Source organism: Victivallis sp. Marseille-Q1083 (assembly GCF_903645315.1).
Taxonomy (GTDB): domain Bacteria; phylum Verrucomicrobiota; class Lentisphaeria; order Victivallales; family Victivallaceae; genus UMGS1518.
Window position 1 is genome coordinate 2,297,431 of record NZ_CAHJXL010000001.1, and the last position, 17,109, is coordinate 2,314,539.

The window sequence follows — 17,109 nt, forward strand, 5'->3', positions numbered from 1 at the left end:
ATTATCAATTTCCTTTTTTCTCTGCTTTTTCAATTAGATGATGGTACAACGCCGCAAAGGCCAGTTCGTAGCTGTAGGCGCCGAAACCGGCAATGATGCCGAGGCATCCCGCGGCGGTAATGGATTGATGGCGAAAGGCCTCGCGGCCGGTGATGTTGCTCAGGTGGATTTCGACGGCCGGCAGCCGGACCGCTTTCAGCGCATCGAGGATGGCGATGCTGGTGTGGGTGTAGGCCGCCGGATTGAGCAGAATGCCGTCGACGCCTTCCGCCGGGGCGCGGCCGATGGCGTCGACGATGGCGCCCTCGTGATTGGATTGGAAACAGACGACTTCAACTGATCGGTCCGCACCGAGCCGTTGTAAACGGCCGTTGATGCCGTCCATCGTCGTATTCCCGTAAATTTCCGGTTCACGACGGCCGAGCAACTGCAAATTAGGTCCGTGTATGACTAAAATTTTCATGAAAGTTAATATAATACAATTTCAACCGTTTTTCCAATAGCAATCGTTTTTTATGGTTTTTTTTCGAATTATCAATCGGTTACAGCAAGACCGCCCCGGCGGGAATACAGGCAAAAAATTGCGGAACGGCCCCGGCCGTTCCGCAATAACACGTCGCAAAGTTGTTCTGCCGGTCACTCGACCAGCTGGGTCGCGATCGGCGTTTCCGCCGGCACGTCCTGCAGCACGCTGAAATCGGCGAACCAGACATAAATCGCCGCGACGACAACCAGCAGCAGCACGCCGATGTGCACCGCGTATTTCCACGGCGTCATATCGACCGCCCTGGCTTCATATTGCACCCAGGCTTCCTTCAATGGGCGGACGGCGCCATAGAGGTACATGCCGGCGACCAGCAGTACGAAAACGACGCTGATGAAATGGTATTTCTGCATCTGAACGACATATTCTTTGATGCCCGGCATGAAGTAGCCGATGGCGATGACGGCGACACCGGCGACCAATGCGACGTTGGCGGCGATGGCCGGCACCCGCTTCGACAGCATGCCGACGACGACGACCGCCAGAATCGGAATGAAATAGATGGCGTTCATCTCCTGCAGATACTGGAAGATGTTCTGCATGTTATCCAGCATCGGCGCGATGACGATGGCGACGATGGTGATGATCCAGCCGAACCAGCGTCCGGATTTGACCACTTCGGCGTCGGTGCCGTCCGGCCTGAGCAGGCGTTTGTACAAGCCCAGGCTGAACAGCGTGCAGGTGCTGTTCAGCGCCGAGTTGAAGCTGGACAGAATGGCGCCGAGCATCGCCGCGGCGAAAAATCCGGCCAGGTAGTTCGGCAGCACCAGTTGCACCAGTTTGCCGTAAGCCTGATTGGAGGCGGTGACTTCATTTTTCAGCAGCGCGTAGGCGATGATGCCGGGCAGCACCAGGAACAGCGGGCCGACCAGCTTGAACGCCCCGGTCAGCAGGACGCCTTTCTGGCCTTCCGCCAGCGAGCTGGCGCCGAAAGTGCGCTGAATGATCTGCTGGTTGGTGCACCAGTAAAAAACGTTGATCAGCAGGATGCCGGTGAACAGCGTGAAGAATGGCGCCGTCGTATGCGGGCCGCCGATCGAATTGAACGCATTGGGTTTTACTTCCTGCGGCAGAACATCCAGGCCGGTCATGAAACTGCCGTTGCCGAGTTTGACCAGCGCAAAATAGGTGATCAGCAGGCCGCCGATGTACAGCCCGATGCCGTTCAGCGTATCGGAAAAAGCCACTGATTTCAAGCCGCCCCACAGCGCGTAAACCGAGCCGATCAGCGCCACGACGATGACGATCAGATAAAGCAGGGTGCGGCGGTCGTGGATGCCGGTCAGCTCCGGCACGTTCAGGATGTCGAGCAGTCCGGTTGCGCCGGTGTAGAGGATGATCGGCAGCAGGATGACCGCGTAGGCGGCCAGAAAGATCAGGTTGGTGAGCACCTGGGTGGTTTTGTCGAACCGCATTTCCAGGAATTCCGGCACGGTGGTCACGCCGCTTTTCAGAAAGCGCGGCAGGAAGAACAGCGCCATCGCCACCAGCGCGACGACCGCCACCACCTCCCAGGCCATGACGCACAAGCCGTGGGTGAAGGCGTCGCCGTTCAATCCGACCATCTGTTCGGTCGACAAATTGGTCAGCAGCAGCGAGCCGGCGATAAACGGAAAGGTCAGACTGCGCCCGGCCAGAAAAAAGCCCACTCCGGTGTGATGGTCGGCTTTGCGGGTGAAAACCCAGGTCAACACCGCTACCAGTGCCGTGAAGAACACAAATGTTACAAGTGTCACAATAGCCCCCTGTCGGTTGATTAAAAAATTGTTTGAAAATGAAAAGCCATGATTTTACATTAAAGTAACATACGAATCATAATGTTTACAAATTTGTTTCCGATCTTTTCCGTAAAAAAATCTTCCTCCGCCGCCGGGCGGCCATTTGCTTAACGGGTCCTGCGGCGTTAAATTATTTCTTAATATGAATATGGACCAATACCGCGGGATGCGGTAAAAAACCGACGATTGGAGGATCGAATCATGAATGAATTGAACCAGGGCGCCATCGGCGTGCTGACTTCCGGCGGCGACGCCCAGGGCATGAATGCCGCTATCCGGGCGGTGGTCCGCAGCGCGATTGCGGCCGGATTCGAAGTGTTCGGCGTCTATGAGGGCTATCAGGGCCTGGTGGATGACCGGATTGAGGCGATGGGATGGGAGTCGGTGAGCGGCGTCATGGAGTTCGGCGGTACTTTTCTCGGCACTGCCCGCAGCATGGAATTCAAAACGCATGCCGGGCTTTTGAAAGCGGTGGCCAATCTGCTGAAACACCGGATCGACAAACTGGTGGTCATCGGCGGCGACGGCAGTCTGGCCGGCGCGGATGAGTTGCGGGCGAAATGGCCGGAACTGGTCCGGGAGCTGGTTCAGGACAACCGGGCGCCGGCCGGCGCCATCGAAGCGTTTCCGCAACTGAAAATCGTCGGCATGGTCGGCTCCATCGACAATGACATGGCCGAGACCGAAATGACCATCGGCGCCGATACGGCCCTGCATCGCATCTGCGAGGCAGTCGATGCGTTGAGCAGCACGGCCTTCAGCCATCAGCGCACCTTCATCGTCGAGGTGATGGGCCGCAACTGCGGTTATCTGGCGCTGATGAGCGCGATCGCCGCCGGCGCCAGCATCGTGTTCATCCCGGAAGCGCCGCCGGTGGAAAATTGGGAGCGTTCGATCTGCACGCTGCTCGAGGCCAGCCGCAAAGCCGGCCGCCACGATCACATCATCATCGTCGCCGAGGGGGCCCGCGACCGCAGCGGCAAACTGATCACTTCGGCTTATATCCAGGAAGTGCTGGACAAGCGGCTGCACATCGAATCGCGTATCACCATCCTCGGTCACGTTCAACGCGGCGGCGCGCCGAGCGCGTTCGACCGTTATATGAGTACCGCTTTCGGTTGTGTCGCGGTCGAATCCTTCACCAAGGATACCAGCAACGAATCGCGGCTGGTCGCGCTGCGCGGCAACCGGGTCTGCACCGTTCCGCTGATGGACGCGGTCGCCAAAACCCGGGCGACTGCCGCCGCGATTGCCGCCGGTGAATACGCCAGGGCCGATGAATTGCGCGGCAGCGACTGGTGCAAAATGGGCGATATCTACCGGACGCTGGCGCTGGCGGTGCCGTCGCTGCGTGAACCCGGGTCGGTTCGCCGCCGCCTCAGGATCGGCATGATCACCAGCGGCTGGCCGGCGCCGGGCATGAACAGCGCGCTGCGCACCATCAGCCGCCTCAGCCAGGAAGCCGGACATCAGGTCATCGGCATCGTCGACGGCGCGGACGGCCTGATCCAGAACCGCACCCGGGAATTTTCCTGGATGGAGGTGGAAAACTGGAATTCGAAGGGCGGCTCCAAGCTTGGCGCCAACCGCCATCTGCCCGGCGACCGTGATTTCTATGCCGTCGCCCGGACGCTGGAACAGTTGAAGCTCGACGGACTCGTCATGGTCGGCGGCTGGTCCGGTTACCTGTTGACCGATTTGCTCAACGAGCGCCGCAAGGAATTCCCGTCGTTCCGGCTGCCGATCGTCTGCGTGCCGGCCAGCATCAACAACAATCTGCCGGGCGCCGAATTGGCGATCGGGCCGGATACCGCCTTGAATACCATCGTCGAAGCGATCGACAAGATCAAGCATTCCGCCGACAGCGCCCGGAGGGTGTTCATCGTCGAAGTGATGGGGCGTTACTGCGGTTATCTGGCGATGATGAGCGGACTGGCCTGCGGCGGCGAATATGTCTATTTGCACGAAGACGGTTTGAAGCTGGCGCGGCTGCAGCACGATATCGAAGAACTCAAGCGGCAGTTCAGCAGCGCCGAACGGCACATGGCGTTGATCATCCGCAACGAACTGGTCAATCCGACCTATACGACGGATTTCATCGAGCAGTTGTTCTCCGAGGAGAGCGACGGCTGGTTCGATGTCCGCAAAACGATCCTCGGGCCGATGCAGCAGGGCGGGACGCCGAGTCCGTTCGACCGCATCCAGGGCGTCCGGCTCGGCCATCTCGGCCTGACCGCCTTGATCGACCGCATCACCCGGGATTCTTCCTGCTGCGCGTTCGTCGGCCAGAGCGAAGGCAAGCTACGGGTGTTCGACTGGCACGAATTGCGGGCGATGGTATCCAGCCGCCTCCAGCGGCCGCAGGAGCAGTGGTGGCTCGGCCTGAAGCAGATGGCCGAAATGCTGAACCGCCGTCCGATTGCCGCCGGCGAAAAGGCGTAAGCGCCGATGGAGTTGAAGGGCAAACGCATCCTGATCACCGGCGGCGCCGTCCGGGTCGGCGCCGCGATTGCCGGGATGCTGGCCGATGCCGGTGCCCGAGTGGTCATCCATTGCCGCCGTTCGCAGCAGGCGGCCGGACAGTTGCTGGCGGCGCTGCCGGGGGAGGGACATGCGCTGGCGGTGGCCGATTGGAACGAACCCGGCGCCGTCGAGGCGCTGCTGCCGTCGATCGGCCGGGTGGATGGCCTGGTCAACAATGCTTCGGTGTTTCATCCGGGAACGCTGGCGGAAGACAATCCGGAGGCGGATGCGGATCACTGGCGGGTGAATTACCTGGCGCCGCTGGCGCTGATGCGGGCCTTGAACAACCAGGCCGGTTTGACGGAGGGGGTCATCCTCAATCTGCTCGATCAGGAGGTGGCGCAGAGTGCCGCCTGGGGCGGGATTTACGGCTTGTCCAAGCGGGCGCTGCGAGACGCGACGCTGGCGGCGGCGCTGGAATGGGCGCCGCGCATCCGGGTGAACGGTCTGGCGCCCGGTCCGGTACTGGCGCCACCCGGCCTGGAACATCTCAGGATGCGGAAAACGCTGCGGCAGGTGCCGATGCAACGGCCGGTGGCGATGGCGGACTTGCTGGCCGGCTGCCGTTTCCTGCTGGAAAATGATTCGGTGACCGGCCAGATCCTTTACGTCGATGGCGGCCAGCACCTGCGGCAGCGGGCGGCTGCCGCTTCGGTTTTGCCGTGTGATTGAAGGCCGGCAGCTGCGCGGATGGCCTGACGGCGGGCCGAAAGACTTGTCCCCGGCGTTTGCTGGTTGTTTTTGTGCGAAATAAGATCAATTCCAATTGTATGGATCGTTTTCTTCGCGATACTGGCCGGGCGTCAGGTTGGTTGCCCGTTTGAAGGCCCGATAGAACACTTCAAGATTTTCGAAGCCGCAGATGGCGGCGATCTCTTTGATGCTCGCCGTATTGTCGGCCAGCAGTTGGCGGGCCCGGTTCAAACGCAGGTCGGACAGATATTTGTAAGGGCTCAGGCCCAGTTGCGTTTTGAACAGTTCGAACAGATACGGCCGGCTGATCCGGACATTGGCCGCCAGGTCGCCGACCGAGATGTTTTCGGCCAGATGCTGTTCCAGGTAGTTCATCGCCTTGCGCAGTTTCGGTGATAATTCGCCGCTGCCGCCGGGATGATCGAAACGATTGCTCTGCCACAGGAGCGTATGGTAGCAGTAAGCGGCCAGTTGCTCGACGTCGCAGCGTTCGTGGTGAAAGGCTTTGCCGACTTCATTGGCGAAGCCGTCCAGCGTGGCGGTGTCCCGCCAGAAACTGACCCGCGGCGCCGGGCGTTCCGCCGATTGATTGACGTTGAAGTGAAAGACCAGGCAGCGGTAAGGGGTCTCCGGCGGCATCCGGCAGATGGTCGGTTCCCCGGCGACATGCCAGAAAATCGTTCCCCGTTCGTACAGGCGGTCCCTGCCGTCCTGTTCGAACCAGACTTTGCCGCCGGTTAAAATCTCGATGGTTTCATGGCCCGGCGGCGAAATGAACGGCTTGAGCTCCTTGACGCCGGCCGGCGCGGAGAAAAAGCTGATGATTTCCAGAGTTTTCAGGTGATTGGCGTAGATTGCGCGCATCGTCTCTTACCGGATTGCGATTTTTCATTAACATAGCCCGGTTGGCCGCGTTCGGCAACCGCCGAAGAATGTGAAACCGGAATTTTCGGGTAAATAAGTTCCGGCGGTTCCGGAATTTTGGCCGCGCCGGTTGTAAAAACCGTGAAACCGTTGTAAATTCCACTCCGAATGGAAAGACCGTACGCAATTATATTATTTCAATGGCAAAGGAGCAATTTTCATGGTTACGATTCACACCAATCTGGGCGATATTCAGTTGGAGTTGTTCGAAAAGGAAGCGCCGGAGACGGTGAAGAACTTTCTGGCCTATGTCGATGCCGGCCACTACGACAACACGCTGTTCCACCGGGTGATTGACAATTTCATGGTGCAGGGCGGCGGTTTCGACGCCGATTTCAAACAGAAGCCGACCGGCAAGCCGATTCGCAATGAGGCGGACAACCAGCTCAGCAATAAAATCGGCACCATCGCGATGGCGCGGACCAGCGAGCCGCACAGCGCGACCAGCCAGTTCTTCATCAATGTCGCCGACAACGATTTTCTGGATTTCAAGGCGCCGACGGCGCAGCACTACGGTTATTGCGTGTTCGGCAAGGTCACTTCCGGAATGGACGTGCTCGACAAAATCCGCAAAGTGAAAACCGGCCGTCGCGGCATGCACAGCGATGTGCCGGTCGAGGATGTCGTCATAACCGCCGTCACCCGCGACTGAAATTCGCAGGTTAAGCTCGTCGCCGGTTTCGCGGCTGAATGCGGCCGGGGCGGCCGCCGGGATTATTTTCCGGAAAATTCCGGCGTCATTTTCCGGTCGTAGAGCTGCTGGTATTCCCGTTCGAGGATATCGCCCATGCGATGCCAGTCGAAATACTCTTTCACCAGCGCCTGCCCGTTGCTGCCAAGCTCCGCGGCCAGCCTTGGCGAGGCCAGCAGCTCCAGCGTCCGCTCCGTTACTTCGTCGACGCTTTCCGGCGTGACGCAATAGCCGGTTTGCCCGTCGAGCAGCACTTCCGGCGTTCCGTCCAGCCGGTAGCCGATTGCCGGTTTGCCGGCCGCCAGCGCCTGGACGACCGACCGGGGCAGGCCTTCGCGCAGCGACAGGTGCCAGAGAAGGTCCATCTGGGCGATATAGCCGCCCACCTGGTCCGGCGGCACCAGTCCGGCGAAGTGAAAGCGGCCGGTCAAACCCAGCCGGGCGATCTCCCGGTCCATCCACTCCCGCAGGATACCGTTGCCGACGATCAGAAAATGGACATCCGGCTGAACGGCGGCCACCTGGGCTGCCGCTTTTAAGAAGTGGTCGTAGCCTTTCAGCGGAAACAACCGGGCGACGGAACCGATGACCCGGGCCGCCGCCGGGATGCCCAGTTGCTCGCGCCGGGCCGGGTCCCGTTGGGCGTTCAGAAACGCTTCGAGGCGCATGCCGCTGTAGACGACCATATATTTCTCCCGCGGCGCGACGCCGGCGCGGACGCAGTCGTCGATCATCGCCTGAGCGACGGCGAAAATTTTATCGCAGCGTCTGGCGGCGAATTTCTCCAATTGGATGTAAAGAGTGTTTTTCCACGGTTTTTCGTAACGGTGGAATGCCTGGCCGTGAACGGTATGGACGACGACCGGGACCCGGCTGCTCCAGGCGGCGGCCCGGCCGACGACCCCGGCTTTGGAACTGTGGGTGTGGACGACGTCGAATTGGCGGCGCCGGAACAACTGTTGCAGCTTCCGGCAGGCCTGCCAGTCGGCGAGCGGATTGATGGCGCGGACCAGCGACGGTATTTCGATGATTTCGAAGTCGGGCAAATCGACCTCTTTCAGCAATTCTCCTTCGGGCCCGGGGGAGGGACCGGTGACCAGCGTGACCCGGTGGCCTTTCTGCCGGTGGTCGGCGATGGTCAGCAGGGTATTTTCCTGGGCGCCGCCGACGATCATCCGGGTGATGACATGGCAGATGTTCAACTTCCGTTTCTCAGAATTCATAAGTATAGGCTTCCAAAAGGTTGACGCAGCCGACTTGCCGTTCGAACACCGTGCTGCCGTTCCGTTCTATACGCCACCGGCATTGTCCGTCCGGATCGTCGTATAAATACAGCTTAATATTTTCGCCGAAGGGGTGATATGCAAGCGCCAAGCGGCGATTTTCCCGGATTATCTCTCCGTTGGCGATCGACAGGACGGTTGCCGTTTCGCCGGCGGGCTGTGCGGTCTGAAGCGGCAGAACGCAGTTGCGCAGCAGTTCTTCCAGCGGTTTGCTGCGGCTTTTGTCCGTATTGAGCCGGGCGAGCTGTTGCAGCCGGCTGCGCCGCAGCAATTCCGGCAAACCGTCGAGGTTGCCGATCCGGTTGTCGGAAAAGGCCAGCAGTTCCAGGCGGCGGATGCCCTGCCGGTCCAGCAGAGTGCCGACGCTCCGCGCCGCTTCGTAGCTCGGCAGATTGATGGCGGCGGCGTAATTGCGGGCCGGATCGCACAGCAGCACGCCCGGCAACTGGCTGTCGCCGCCGCGGAACACGGTCAACTGAATCGTCTGCCACTCCCGGCCGAGGTGCCAGCCGAGCAGCACGGCGAGCAGCAGCGCCAGGCCGCAATACAGCCGGTGCAGCCGGCAATGATGGCCGACCAGCAAGGTCAGGCCGAGAAAATAGAGCGCCAGACTCCAGAGCGGCGGCCGGATTGCCGACGTTGCTTCGGCTTCCGCCGCGCAAAAGCCGACGATCCGGCTGATCAGTCCGGCTAAGAAATCCAGCAGCCTGGCGCTCCATTCCGCCGGCAGGAATTGCAGCAATGTCAATTTCAGGCCGACCGCCAGAAACAGCAAATTGACCAGAGGCAGCAATATCAGATTGGCCGGAATGCTGCCCGGCACCAGGTAACCCTGATGATACAGCGAAATTGCCGCGGCGGCCAGGAAGGCCGTCAGGCAACCGCCGCAACCGCTCCACAATTTCAAGCCGATCGCCTCGTAATCGAGTTGAAAACGGTGGCGGACGCCGGGCGGCAGCCAGCGGCGTTTTTCCAGCCACAGTTGCCGCAGCCGGCGGGCGCCGGACGCGCCGAGCAGCAGAAAACCGGTGACGATGAACGTGTATTGAAAACCGAGGTCGAACCGGTTGGCTGGCTGCAGCACCAGCAGTACCGCCGCCGTCACCAGGATGATGTTCAGGCCGGGAACCTGCCGCAGCGAAGCCCGGCAAACGCACCAGATACCGAGCAGCAGCAGTGCCCGGAGGGCCGGAATTTGCATTCCGGTCATCATCACGTACAGGATCAGGGCCAGCAGCGTCAGCCAGTAACGCCAGCGGTATGGCACCGGACGCAGCAGCAGCAGCGCCAGCATCGCCACGATGCCGACGTGCAAACCGCTGACGGTCAGTAGATGGATGGTGCCGCTGACGATATATTCCTGCCTGGTGGCCGGAGGAATGCCTTGGCGGCAGCCGAACAGCATGGCGGCCAGCAGTTGCCGGGTTGCCGGCGCCGTGCCGGCGATCGTCCGGTTCAGCAGCGCGTCGCGCCAGGTCAGCAGGGTGCCGGTCACACCCGGATGGGGCGGCGCGGTGATTTGCAGAACCGTTTGAGCCAGGAAAGTGGCGGCGACGTCGCGCGCCGCCAGGTAATCGGCGTAACGGAACCCGGGCAGAGGCGTGACAGTTCCCGCCGGATTGTCCGATGAAAACCGGTACCAGCGGGGCGGTGGCGACGGTTGAAAAAAGATCCCCTGCAGAACCAGGCGGTCGCCATAATTGACCGGCGGCGCTTCCGCAGGCAAACGAATGAGCGTAACGCCGTTGCAGCGGACCGCCGCCGGCATCGCCGTCGCCTGGAAAGAACGGACCGCCGCCCGGCATTGGGCCGGCCGGCCGATGTCCGGCGGCAGCGCGGCGCTGCAATTGTAATCGATGATTTCGACGGTCAGAATGCCGGCTTGATTGCGGCCGTTCAGCAGTTGCGCATAATTTCCCTGCGGAATGTCACTCTGGCGCCAAGCGCCGAGCCAGCCGGCCAACAGGCCGATGATAAGCCACGGCAACGGCTGGCGCCGGACCGGCCGGGCGGCCAGGAGCGGCGGAAAAAGAAAAACTCCCCACCGCAACGGGGTGAAAAATACGGCGATACCGGATAACACGCCGATCAGCAGCATTGCCGGCGCCGCCGCCGGCAGTTGCAACAATCGAGTCAGTTCCGCCGGCCGGCAATGCCGGCGGTCAGACATGGCGCGCTCTCCACCGGCCGCCGGTCGACAAAGCGATTCGAAAAGCCTGGCACGACATTTTCAGCGAAAGATCATGCCGCGGCCGGCTCAGGGAAAAATCGGCCTGGCCAGCCGTTTGGCCATCAGAGGCGAACAATTCGGCGGCGGCGAGGTGACCACCTGAACGCCCTTCGGCCAGTCCGGCGCTTTCCAGAAAAAAATCAGCATCATCTGATCGGATTTGGTCAGAATTTTCGGCTCTTCGGCCAGAATGAAATCGGCTTCTTCGTCGCTCAGGATCAGTTGCTCCTGCGCGTAAGAACGCACTTCCGGCAGATGGGCGCGCGGGTCTTTCTTGGCTTCCATTTCGGCCCGCATTTCCTCGTAGCGCTGCCGGGCCTCCTCGTCGCGTTGCGCCGCTTCCTTGTCCAGGCAGCCGGAAACCAGCAGCGGCAGCAGTCCGGCGGTCAGCACTGCCAGCGAAAGGTTCAGAAAAGATGTTTTCATGGGAATCTCCCTGATTGAGTTATGCGCTAATATAACGCGTCTGTTGCCGTTCTACAAGTTTTGCCAGCAGTCCGGCGTCCACCGCCAGGTTGCCGTACCCGCAGCCGAGCGCGATTTCCGGATGGCGGCTGCCGTGGTAATCGCTGCCGCCGGTTACCGCCAGTTGGAATTCTTCTGCCAGTTGCAGGAGAATTCGGGTCTGCTCCGGCGCGAACGAAGTGTAATACGCCTCGACCCCGTCCAGACCGGCCGGCACCAGGTGACGCAGCACCCGTCTGGCCCAGGAGCGCTCCCGCGACTCCCGGTAGATCGGATGGGCCCAGATCGCCATGCCGCCGCAGGCATGAATTTCCTGGATGACTTTCAACGGATCGGGCAGCCTCCGGGCGACGTAGGCCGGCGCGCCGCGTTTCAACAGCGTGTCGAAAACTTCGGCAACCGTGGTAAATTGATAATTCTCCACCAGCATCGTCGCAAAATGCGGCCGGCCGACCGCGTCACCGTTCGGGCCGGAGAACAGGGTTTCGACATCGAGCGGATAACCCAGCGAAGCCAGGCGGACCGCCATCGTCCGGGCCCGTTCCAGTCTCTCCTGCCGCAACTGATCGAGGAAGGCCAGCAGCCGGGGGGAAGTGTAATTGATGAACAGCCCGAGGATGTGCAGTTCCCGGGCGCCGTAGCGCGAGGAAATTTCAACGCCCGGCACGGCGGTGAAATTTTCCAGCCCGGCGCTTGCTGCGATGAATTCCGCCAGGCCGTTGATGGTGTCGTGGTCGGTCAGAGCGAGGGCCGTCAGCCCGGCTTGCCGGGCGAGTTTCACCAGTTCCGCCGGCCGGTCGGTGCCGTCGGAGCAGCAACTGTGAACGTGCAGATCAATTTTTCCAATGATGCTCAAATTCCTGTTATCCCATTCCCGGTAAACGATCGCCGCCGAGGCAAACGACAGCGAATATTTTTTCTTAAAAAGCAAATCTAACCTCCTTTCAGGGAATTGGCAATTTGATTTCTTGAAAAAAATCGAAATAATGCTATATTTGATATCCGATGTTAAAGCAGTAGACAAAAATTGCGTTTTTTTTCAACGTTTTGGGTGAGCCGGCACTTCAGGAGAAGCGCAGCGGACCGAACCATCGGAGGCGGCTGGTGAAAAATGCGAACCCATATCACATGAGGTGTGGATGATGGCAAACTTGAATTACAAAGACATTCCGAAGTTCGAGGGCAAGCAGAAAGAATATTTCGATGCTCTGATGCAATATCGCGATGCCGTGCTGGGCCGCATGAAGCAGTATCGCGAAGACGCTTTGGATGCCAACAATGCCGACAAGCGCGGCGTTACCACGCACATGGCCGATCTCGGCAGCGACAATTCCCGCCATGAGATGGAGTTGCAGCGGTTGACCGAGGAAGGCGACGTGCTCGAGTTGATCGAAGATGCCATCAAGCGGCTGATTGACGGCGATTTCGGCAAATGTCAGGACTGCGGCGGCGATATTCCGCCGGCCCGCCTCGCGGTGCGCCCCTATGCCATTTATTGTACCAAATGCAAGAGCATCCGCGAGCAGAACAATGGACACAACCCCTTCGTCAAATAGGCCGCGCGGCCGGGTTGTTTTTCACAGCGCCAGAGAGTACCGGGTGCTCTCCGGCGCTGTCGCGTTATGTATCGGCCTGCTGTTGCTGGATCAGGCGACCAAACTGCTGGTGGAGCGGTACTTTACGCTCGGCCGCAGTCTGGAGATCATTCCGGGCTTCTTTTCGCTGACCTATGTGACCAACCGGGGGGCGGCCTGGGGTATTCTGACCGGACATGGCTGGCTGCTGCTGCTGATCGCCGTGGTGGTGGCGGCGGCGATGCTGTATTTTCTCCGCCATCTGACCGAAGGCTGGCCGGAGCGTTATTATGCGCTGTTCGTCGTATTGAGCGGCGTGCTGGGCAATTCGATCGACCGGATCTGGCGTCATGCGGTGGTCGACTTCTTCGATTTTTATCTGGCGAATTATCATTGGCCGGTGTTCAATATTGCCGATTGCGCGATTACCGTCGGCATTGCGGTCTATCTGATTTCCGTCTTATTGCGTCCGGCCAAGAAATCTGCCGGCGAGGCATCGCCGGCCGTTGCGGAACATGACGAGGGGGCCTGATTCGCCGCTGGTGGTGATCATGGGGCCGACGGCCAGCGGCAAGAGCGCCCTGGCGCTGGCGGCGGCCCGGCGCTGGCGCGGCGAGATCATTTCCGCCGATTCGATGCAGTTCTACCGCGGGTTGAATATCGGCACGGCGAAACCGACTGCGGCGGAACAGGCCGAAATTCCGCATCATCTGATCGACTGCCTGGACTTTGCCGAACGAATGGATGTCTACGAGTTCGTCCGGGCGGCGGAAACGGCGGTCCGGGCGATCCGCCGCCGCGGCCGCCTGCCGATTGTCGCCGGCGGTTCCGGGATGTATTTGAAAGCGTTGTTGTATGGTTTGGATCCGTTGCCGGGCGACGAGAAATTGCGCCGGGAGCTGGATGAAGCATACGATCATGATGCCGGTTTTGATGCGTTGAAAGCGCGGATGGCCGAACTGGATCCGGCGGCCCTGGCCCGCTGGCGGCAGCACCGCCGGAAATTGATTCGGGCGTTGGAGGTCCGGTTGCTGACCGGGCGCTCCATCCTGGCGCTTCAATCCGGACAGCGGTCAACACTGCGTTTCGCGGTGTCGGCCTGGCGGCTGGAATGGGAGCCGGCGGTGCTGAAAGAGCGGATTGCCGCCCGGACGCGTGAAATGCTGGCGGCCGGTTGGATTCCGGAGGCGGAAGCGGCGATCCGGAACGGTTTGCTGGAGTCGCCGACTGCCCGGCAGGCGTTGGGATACCGGCTGATCGGCGACTATTTGGCCGGCAGCTTGAACTACGATGAACTGACCGCGCGGATTGTCACAGCCACCTGGCAACTGGCCCGCCGGCAGCAAACCTGGTTTCGCCATCAGCATCCGGAAGCTGCCGTGTTGAACTTGCCGGCCGAAGAACCGCTTTTCTGGGAACGTCGGCCGCCAGACTCTTGAAAAATAACCTGAAGTGTACCCGAAAAATTGGAGGCGGCCTCTGGGACGCACTTCAGGCTGCTTTCAGCCTTCTCCTCTCGTTTCCGTTCCGCCAGAAACATTTTTCCTTGTGGCCACACTGAACGTCACGCCTTGGCGTCTGCTCAGCGTCGTTTGAATGATGCAAGCCGGTAACGGTGATAATATATGGATATTTTTCTGTTGTCGTAAGATTGGCAGTCAGACCAGAAGGCTGCCGGTGATTCAACCGCCCACATGAACGCAAAGACCGGGAAACTTGACGAGATGGCGTTTTCACGCTTTTCATCGGCTGGTTGCCGAATCCAACTGTTCTCCCGCGCTGCGCCAGATCTCCGCAACGGTGTCCTTTTCCTCCCCAAAGGACACCGTTGCGGACCAATGCCGGGAATAATAGACAAAAACTTGCAGATGGTATCTATTATTCAATAATGCCATTCACTCCGAAAGCATTTCCCCATGGTTTCACTTCTTGAATTCTCGAGGTGGTAATTAGTTCGATCAACCCGTCTCGATATGCATTGAAGTCTCGGGGATCGAGTGAATAGGTACGTAAATCTTTTACCAGGGAATCCGGTACTTCAAGCAGGTTGCCGGCTTTGGCAAGCCATACTTGTTGTTCAACAGTGGGATTATTGAGTTTTTTATGTTCTTCAAACATTGCCTGTGCAATGCAATAATAGGCATAATCATCCAGCCCATCTCGAATATTTTCCAACCGTATGCTCGGAACCAACTTTCCATCGGAGGTCGGATAAACCAACAAGCCGTCTCCGTGGTATGCAATCTCATCGTCGGTATGGCCCTGCCAACTGACACCATTCCAGTCGGTAAACGGCCCATCCGCCAGGTAGGTGTTGCCCCACCATTGGCACATGCTGTAATAAAGGAATCCGTCCGGCTTGAATTTGATGGTTTGCGGCCCCATCAGACTTCGCGCTGAAGCCGGAGTATTTTCAAAAAAGAAATTGGCGTAGGGCTCGAAGGGCATACAACAAACATACCACCATACTTTTTTGCCGTTTGCCCGGGCCTTTTCCGCCATTGCCGGATCGTACTGCGGAGTCAACGGACACCAGGCGTCAACACTCTTAACAATACTGTCGGTACCGAAAGAATGATCGTATGCAGTGGTCATCGTCGTTACTTCGGGAAATTCCTGTTTGAGACGTGCCATAACTTTTTCCAGCTGGGCGAACAATTCCGGGGGACGTTCGTCAAAACCGTAAATATAGGCATAATCCAGAAGGCCGCGTCTTTTTATCTCTTCATAGCAAGGGCGGATTCGTTCCACCAGGTCTTCCAGATCCTGATCCGCTACTTCTGAATTCACGTTGTTGTAAACATTAAAAAGATTAAAGGTAACCAACCTCCCGGCCTCGGCAAGTTCGCTGAGAATATCATATTCAGGGGCTTCCATTCGGTAAATTGAATCAAAATCGATATAATATTCAGCAAGGAATCTTGCATATTCAAAACTTTGGCTGGCCCAGTTTTTTTCGACTTGTTGACGCTTTAAGAATGTAAACGCGGTCGGAATTGGCGAATGCGGCGGCATGGTGAACGGTAAAACTGTAACAGAAAGATTGAACTTGTGCAAAATCTGATCTCCGGCGCTGACGGTGATCAGGCCGGAATATTCGCCGGGAGTCTGGTCGGATGGGGCTTTCATTCTGACAAAGAAACTCTGGAGGATTCCCGGTTCGATTGCGCAACTGGTCATATACTCAAGAATTGGGTCTGCATACCATCCTGTGTAGTCGGTTACAAAGCTGGTACGTTCCTTTACTTCGACAAACCCTATTACCGGTGTTTGAATATTTTCCGGTGGGAAAATGACTCCATCGGCGGATTTCAGTTCTCCAACTGTAACTTTTACATTTTCAAGTTTACTCTCCAACGGCAGAACTGCCACCTGGAATGATTCATATTCCCTTCTGGCGATTTTTACGGAAATATCGTCGGAAACAGTGAGGTTATACGAGGCGGTGTCAGGGCTCAATTGAGAAGACGCAGGAGCGAATCCGACTGCCGCAACAGGGCTTTCGGCTTGCGATTCATGATAATTGTCAATAAAAGTAATATCGGAAACTAGCCGACGGAGCTTTGCCGGGAGGTTGTAGAATGCCAGTTGAGCCGCTTTATAATCTTCATAACTGCATTCTGTGTTCATTTTTGCCAGCAATTCGGCATATTCTTCTTTTATTTTATTAAATTCACCGATAAATTCTTGCGCATATTTGGTCGTTTTGCAGAATTCAATGGTTTTTATTCCGTTCGCAAGTTCCTTTTTAATTTGCGAATCCCGTTCTTTCATCAATGGCCACAGATTTTTTACATCCTGATTTGAAAGCAAAGGCAATTCCTCGCCTGGTTTCAGCAAGCGAAAACCGGAAAAAAAGACATCGACCCCTTCCCGTATTTCAGAGGAATAAAGGTGCATTACGTTGATGTCGCTGAGATCTATTGTTTCAGCGACTTTTTTTAAATCGATGATTCCACGTGTCAATGCGGCATTTTCCAAATGCAGAAAGGTCCGGAAACCCTGCCTAACCGGTTTTTTGCTGTCGGAAATGGCAAGTCCCATCACAAAGGAAGTCGCAGGATTGGGATTTACCGAGTAAACGACCAATCTGTCGTATTCCGACCAATCTCCGAGCGGGCCATTGTATTCAAAAGACGGCCAGCGTTCCATCCCGTCAATAAATTCAGGGCTGAGAAAATGAATTGATTTGTCACTATGAACCGCATATTCATTTGAAATGCCCAATATATTACTGCGCTGGTTGTTGCTCCAGTTTTTCAGCGCATCTTTTGAGGAAAAGTCGAAAAGCTCCTCTGCTGCTCCCATCATCGTTGTACATATTAATGCTCCAGCGAAGAGGCAGAATTTCATGCCCGGCAAACTTCTCATATTGGATTCATCCTTCTAATTTTCTAATCACAA

The 17,109-nt window shown here is 58.0% G+C and carries 14 protein-coding genes; 6 read left to right on the plus strand and 8 right to left on the minus strand.

All coding sequences use genetic code 11. The features are described 5' to 3' along the window. Nucleotides 1-4: 4 nt before the first annotated feature. Together aroQ and HWX74_RS09400 are read right to left on the minus strand one after the other, a co-directional pair. A complete protein-coding gene (aroQ, locus tag HWX74_RS09395; RefSeq protein ID WP_176013292.1) occupies nt 5-463 on the minus strand; it encodes a type II 3-dehydroquinate dehydratase in 459 nt (152 codons plus the stop codon). A gap of 173 nt (nt 464-636) precedes the next feature. Further along, nucleotides 637-2,280, minus strand: coding sequence for a solute:sodium symporter family transporter (locus HWX74_RS09400; RefSeq protein ID WP_217704912.1), 1,644 nt, complete (start codon nt 2,278-2,280; stop codon nt 637-639). Nucleotides 2,281-2,523: 243 nt separating this feature from the next. Here HWX74_RS09400 and HWX74_RS09405 point away from each other — a divergent pair, with 243 nt between their 5' ends. Both HWX74_RS09405 and HWX74_RS09410 read left to right on the plus strand, forming a co-directional pair. After that, complete coding sequence (locus tag HWX74_RS09405; RefSeq protein WP_176013293.1) at nt 2,524-4,764, plus strand: 6-phosphofructokinase; 2,241 nt, start codon at nt 2,524-2,526, stop codon at nt 4,762-4,764. Nucleotides 4,765-4,770: 6 nt separating this feature from the next. Beyond that, complete coding sequence (locus tag HWX74_RS09410) at nt 4,771-5,517, plus strand: SDR family oxidoreductase (RefSeq protein ID WP_176013294.1); 747 nt, start codon at nt 4,771-4,773, stop codon at nt 5,515-5,517. A gap of 84 nt (nt 5,518-5,601) precedes the next feature. Here the strand turns inward: HWX74_RS09410 and HWX74_RS09415 are convergent, their stop codons facing one another. Further along, the gene (locus HWX74_RS09415; protein WP_176013295.1) at nt 5,602-6,402 is read right to left on the minus strand and encodes an AraC family transcriptional regulator; all 801 of its coding nucleotides are present in this window, start codon (nt 6,400-6,402) and stop codon (nt 5,602-5,604) included. 220 nt (nt 6,403-6,622) lie between these two features. Here HWX74_RS09415 and HWX74_RS09420 point away from each other — a divergent pair, with 220 nt between their 5' ends. Beyond that, complete coding sequence (locus HWX74_RS09420) at nt 6,623-7,114, plus strand: peptidylprolyl isomerase (RefSeq protein ID WP_176013296.1); 492 nt, start codon at nt 6,623-6,625, stop codon at nt 7,112-7,114. A 62-nt stretch (nt 7,115-7,176) separates the two neighbouring features. Here HWX74_RS09420 and HWX74_RS09425 read toward each other — a convergent pair whose 3' ends face one another. From HWX74_RS09425 to HWX74_RS09440, 4 genes are all read right to left on the minus strand, one after another. Next, nucleotides 7,177-8,376, minus strand: coding sequence for a glycosyltransferase family 4 protein (locus HWX74_RS09425; protein ID WP_176013297.1), 1,200 nt, complete (start codon nt 8,374-8,376; stop codon nt 7,177-7,179). Then, nucleotides 8,366-10,606: a ComEC/Rec2 family competence protein gene (locus tag HWX74_RS09430; protein ID WP_176013298.1), complete on the minus strand. Its 2,241-nt coding sequence runs from the start codon at nt 10,604-10,606 to the stop codon at nt 8,366-8,368. The genes HWX74_RS09425 and HWX74_RS09430 overlap by 11 nt, the downstream gene beginning before the upstream one ends. Before the next feature lie 87 nt (nt 10,607-10,693). Next, on the minus strand, nt 10,694-11,092 hold the full coding sequence (locus HWX74_RS09435; protein ID WP_176013299.1) for a hypothetical protein: 399 nt from the start codon (nt 11,090-11,092) through the stop codon (nt 10,694-10,696). A gap of 19 nt (nt 11,093-11,111) precedes the next feature. After that, entirely contained in the window at nt 11,112-12,062 is a 951-nt protein-coding gene (locus HWX74_RS09440; RefSeq protein ID WP_176013300.1) for a PHP domain-containing protein, read from the minus strand. Nucleotides 12,063-12,270: 208 nt separating this feature from the next. Between HWX74_RS09440 and HWX74_RS09445 the strand changes: the two genes are divergently transcribed. From HWX74_RS09445 to miaA, 3 genes are read left to right on the plus strand one after another with little or no spacing between them, the layout of a single operon-like run. Next, nucleotides 12,271-12,687 carry a TraR/DksA family transcriptional regulator gene (locus HWX74_RS09445; protein WP_176013301.1) on the plus strand — a complete coding sequence of 139 codons (417 nt, stop codon included), beginning with the start codon at nt 12,271-12,273 and terminating at the stop codon, nt 12,685-12,687. Further along, nucleotides 12,662-13,237, plus strand: coding sequence for a signal peptidase II (gene lspA / locus HWX74_RS09450; protein WP_176013302.1), 576 nt, complete (start codon nt 12,662-12,664; stop codon nt 13,235-13,237). The genes HWX74_RS09445 and lspA overlap by 26 nt, the downstream gene beginning before the upstream one ends. After that, nucleotides 13,221-14,144 (plus strand): tRNA (adenosine(37)-N6)-dimethylallyltransferase MiaA, encoded by a 924-nt coding sequence (gene miaA, locus HWX74_RS09455; RefSeq protein ID WP_176013303.1) that lies wholly within the window; start codon nt 13,221-13,223, stop codon nt 14,142-14,144. The genes lspA and miaA overlap by 17 nt, the downstream gene beginning before the upstream one ends. A gap of 439 nt (nt 14,145-14,583) precedes the next feature. Here the strand turns inward: miaA and HWX74_RS09460 are convergent, their stop codons facing one another. Continuing rightward, nucleotides 14,584-17,076, minus strand: coding sequence for a DUF4091 domain-containing protein (locus tag HWX74_RS09460; RefSeq protein WP_176013304.1), 2,493 nt, complete (start codon nt 17,074-17,076; stop codon nt 14,584-14,586). Nucleotides 17,077-17,109: the final 33 nt, after the last annotated feature.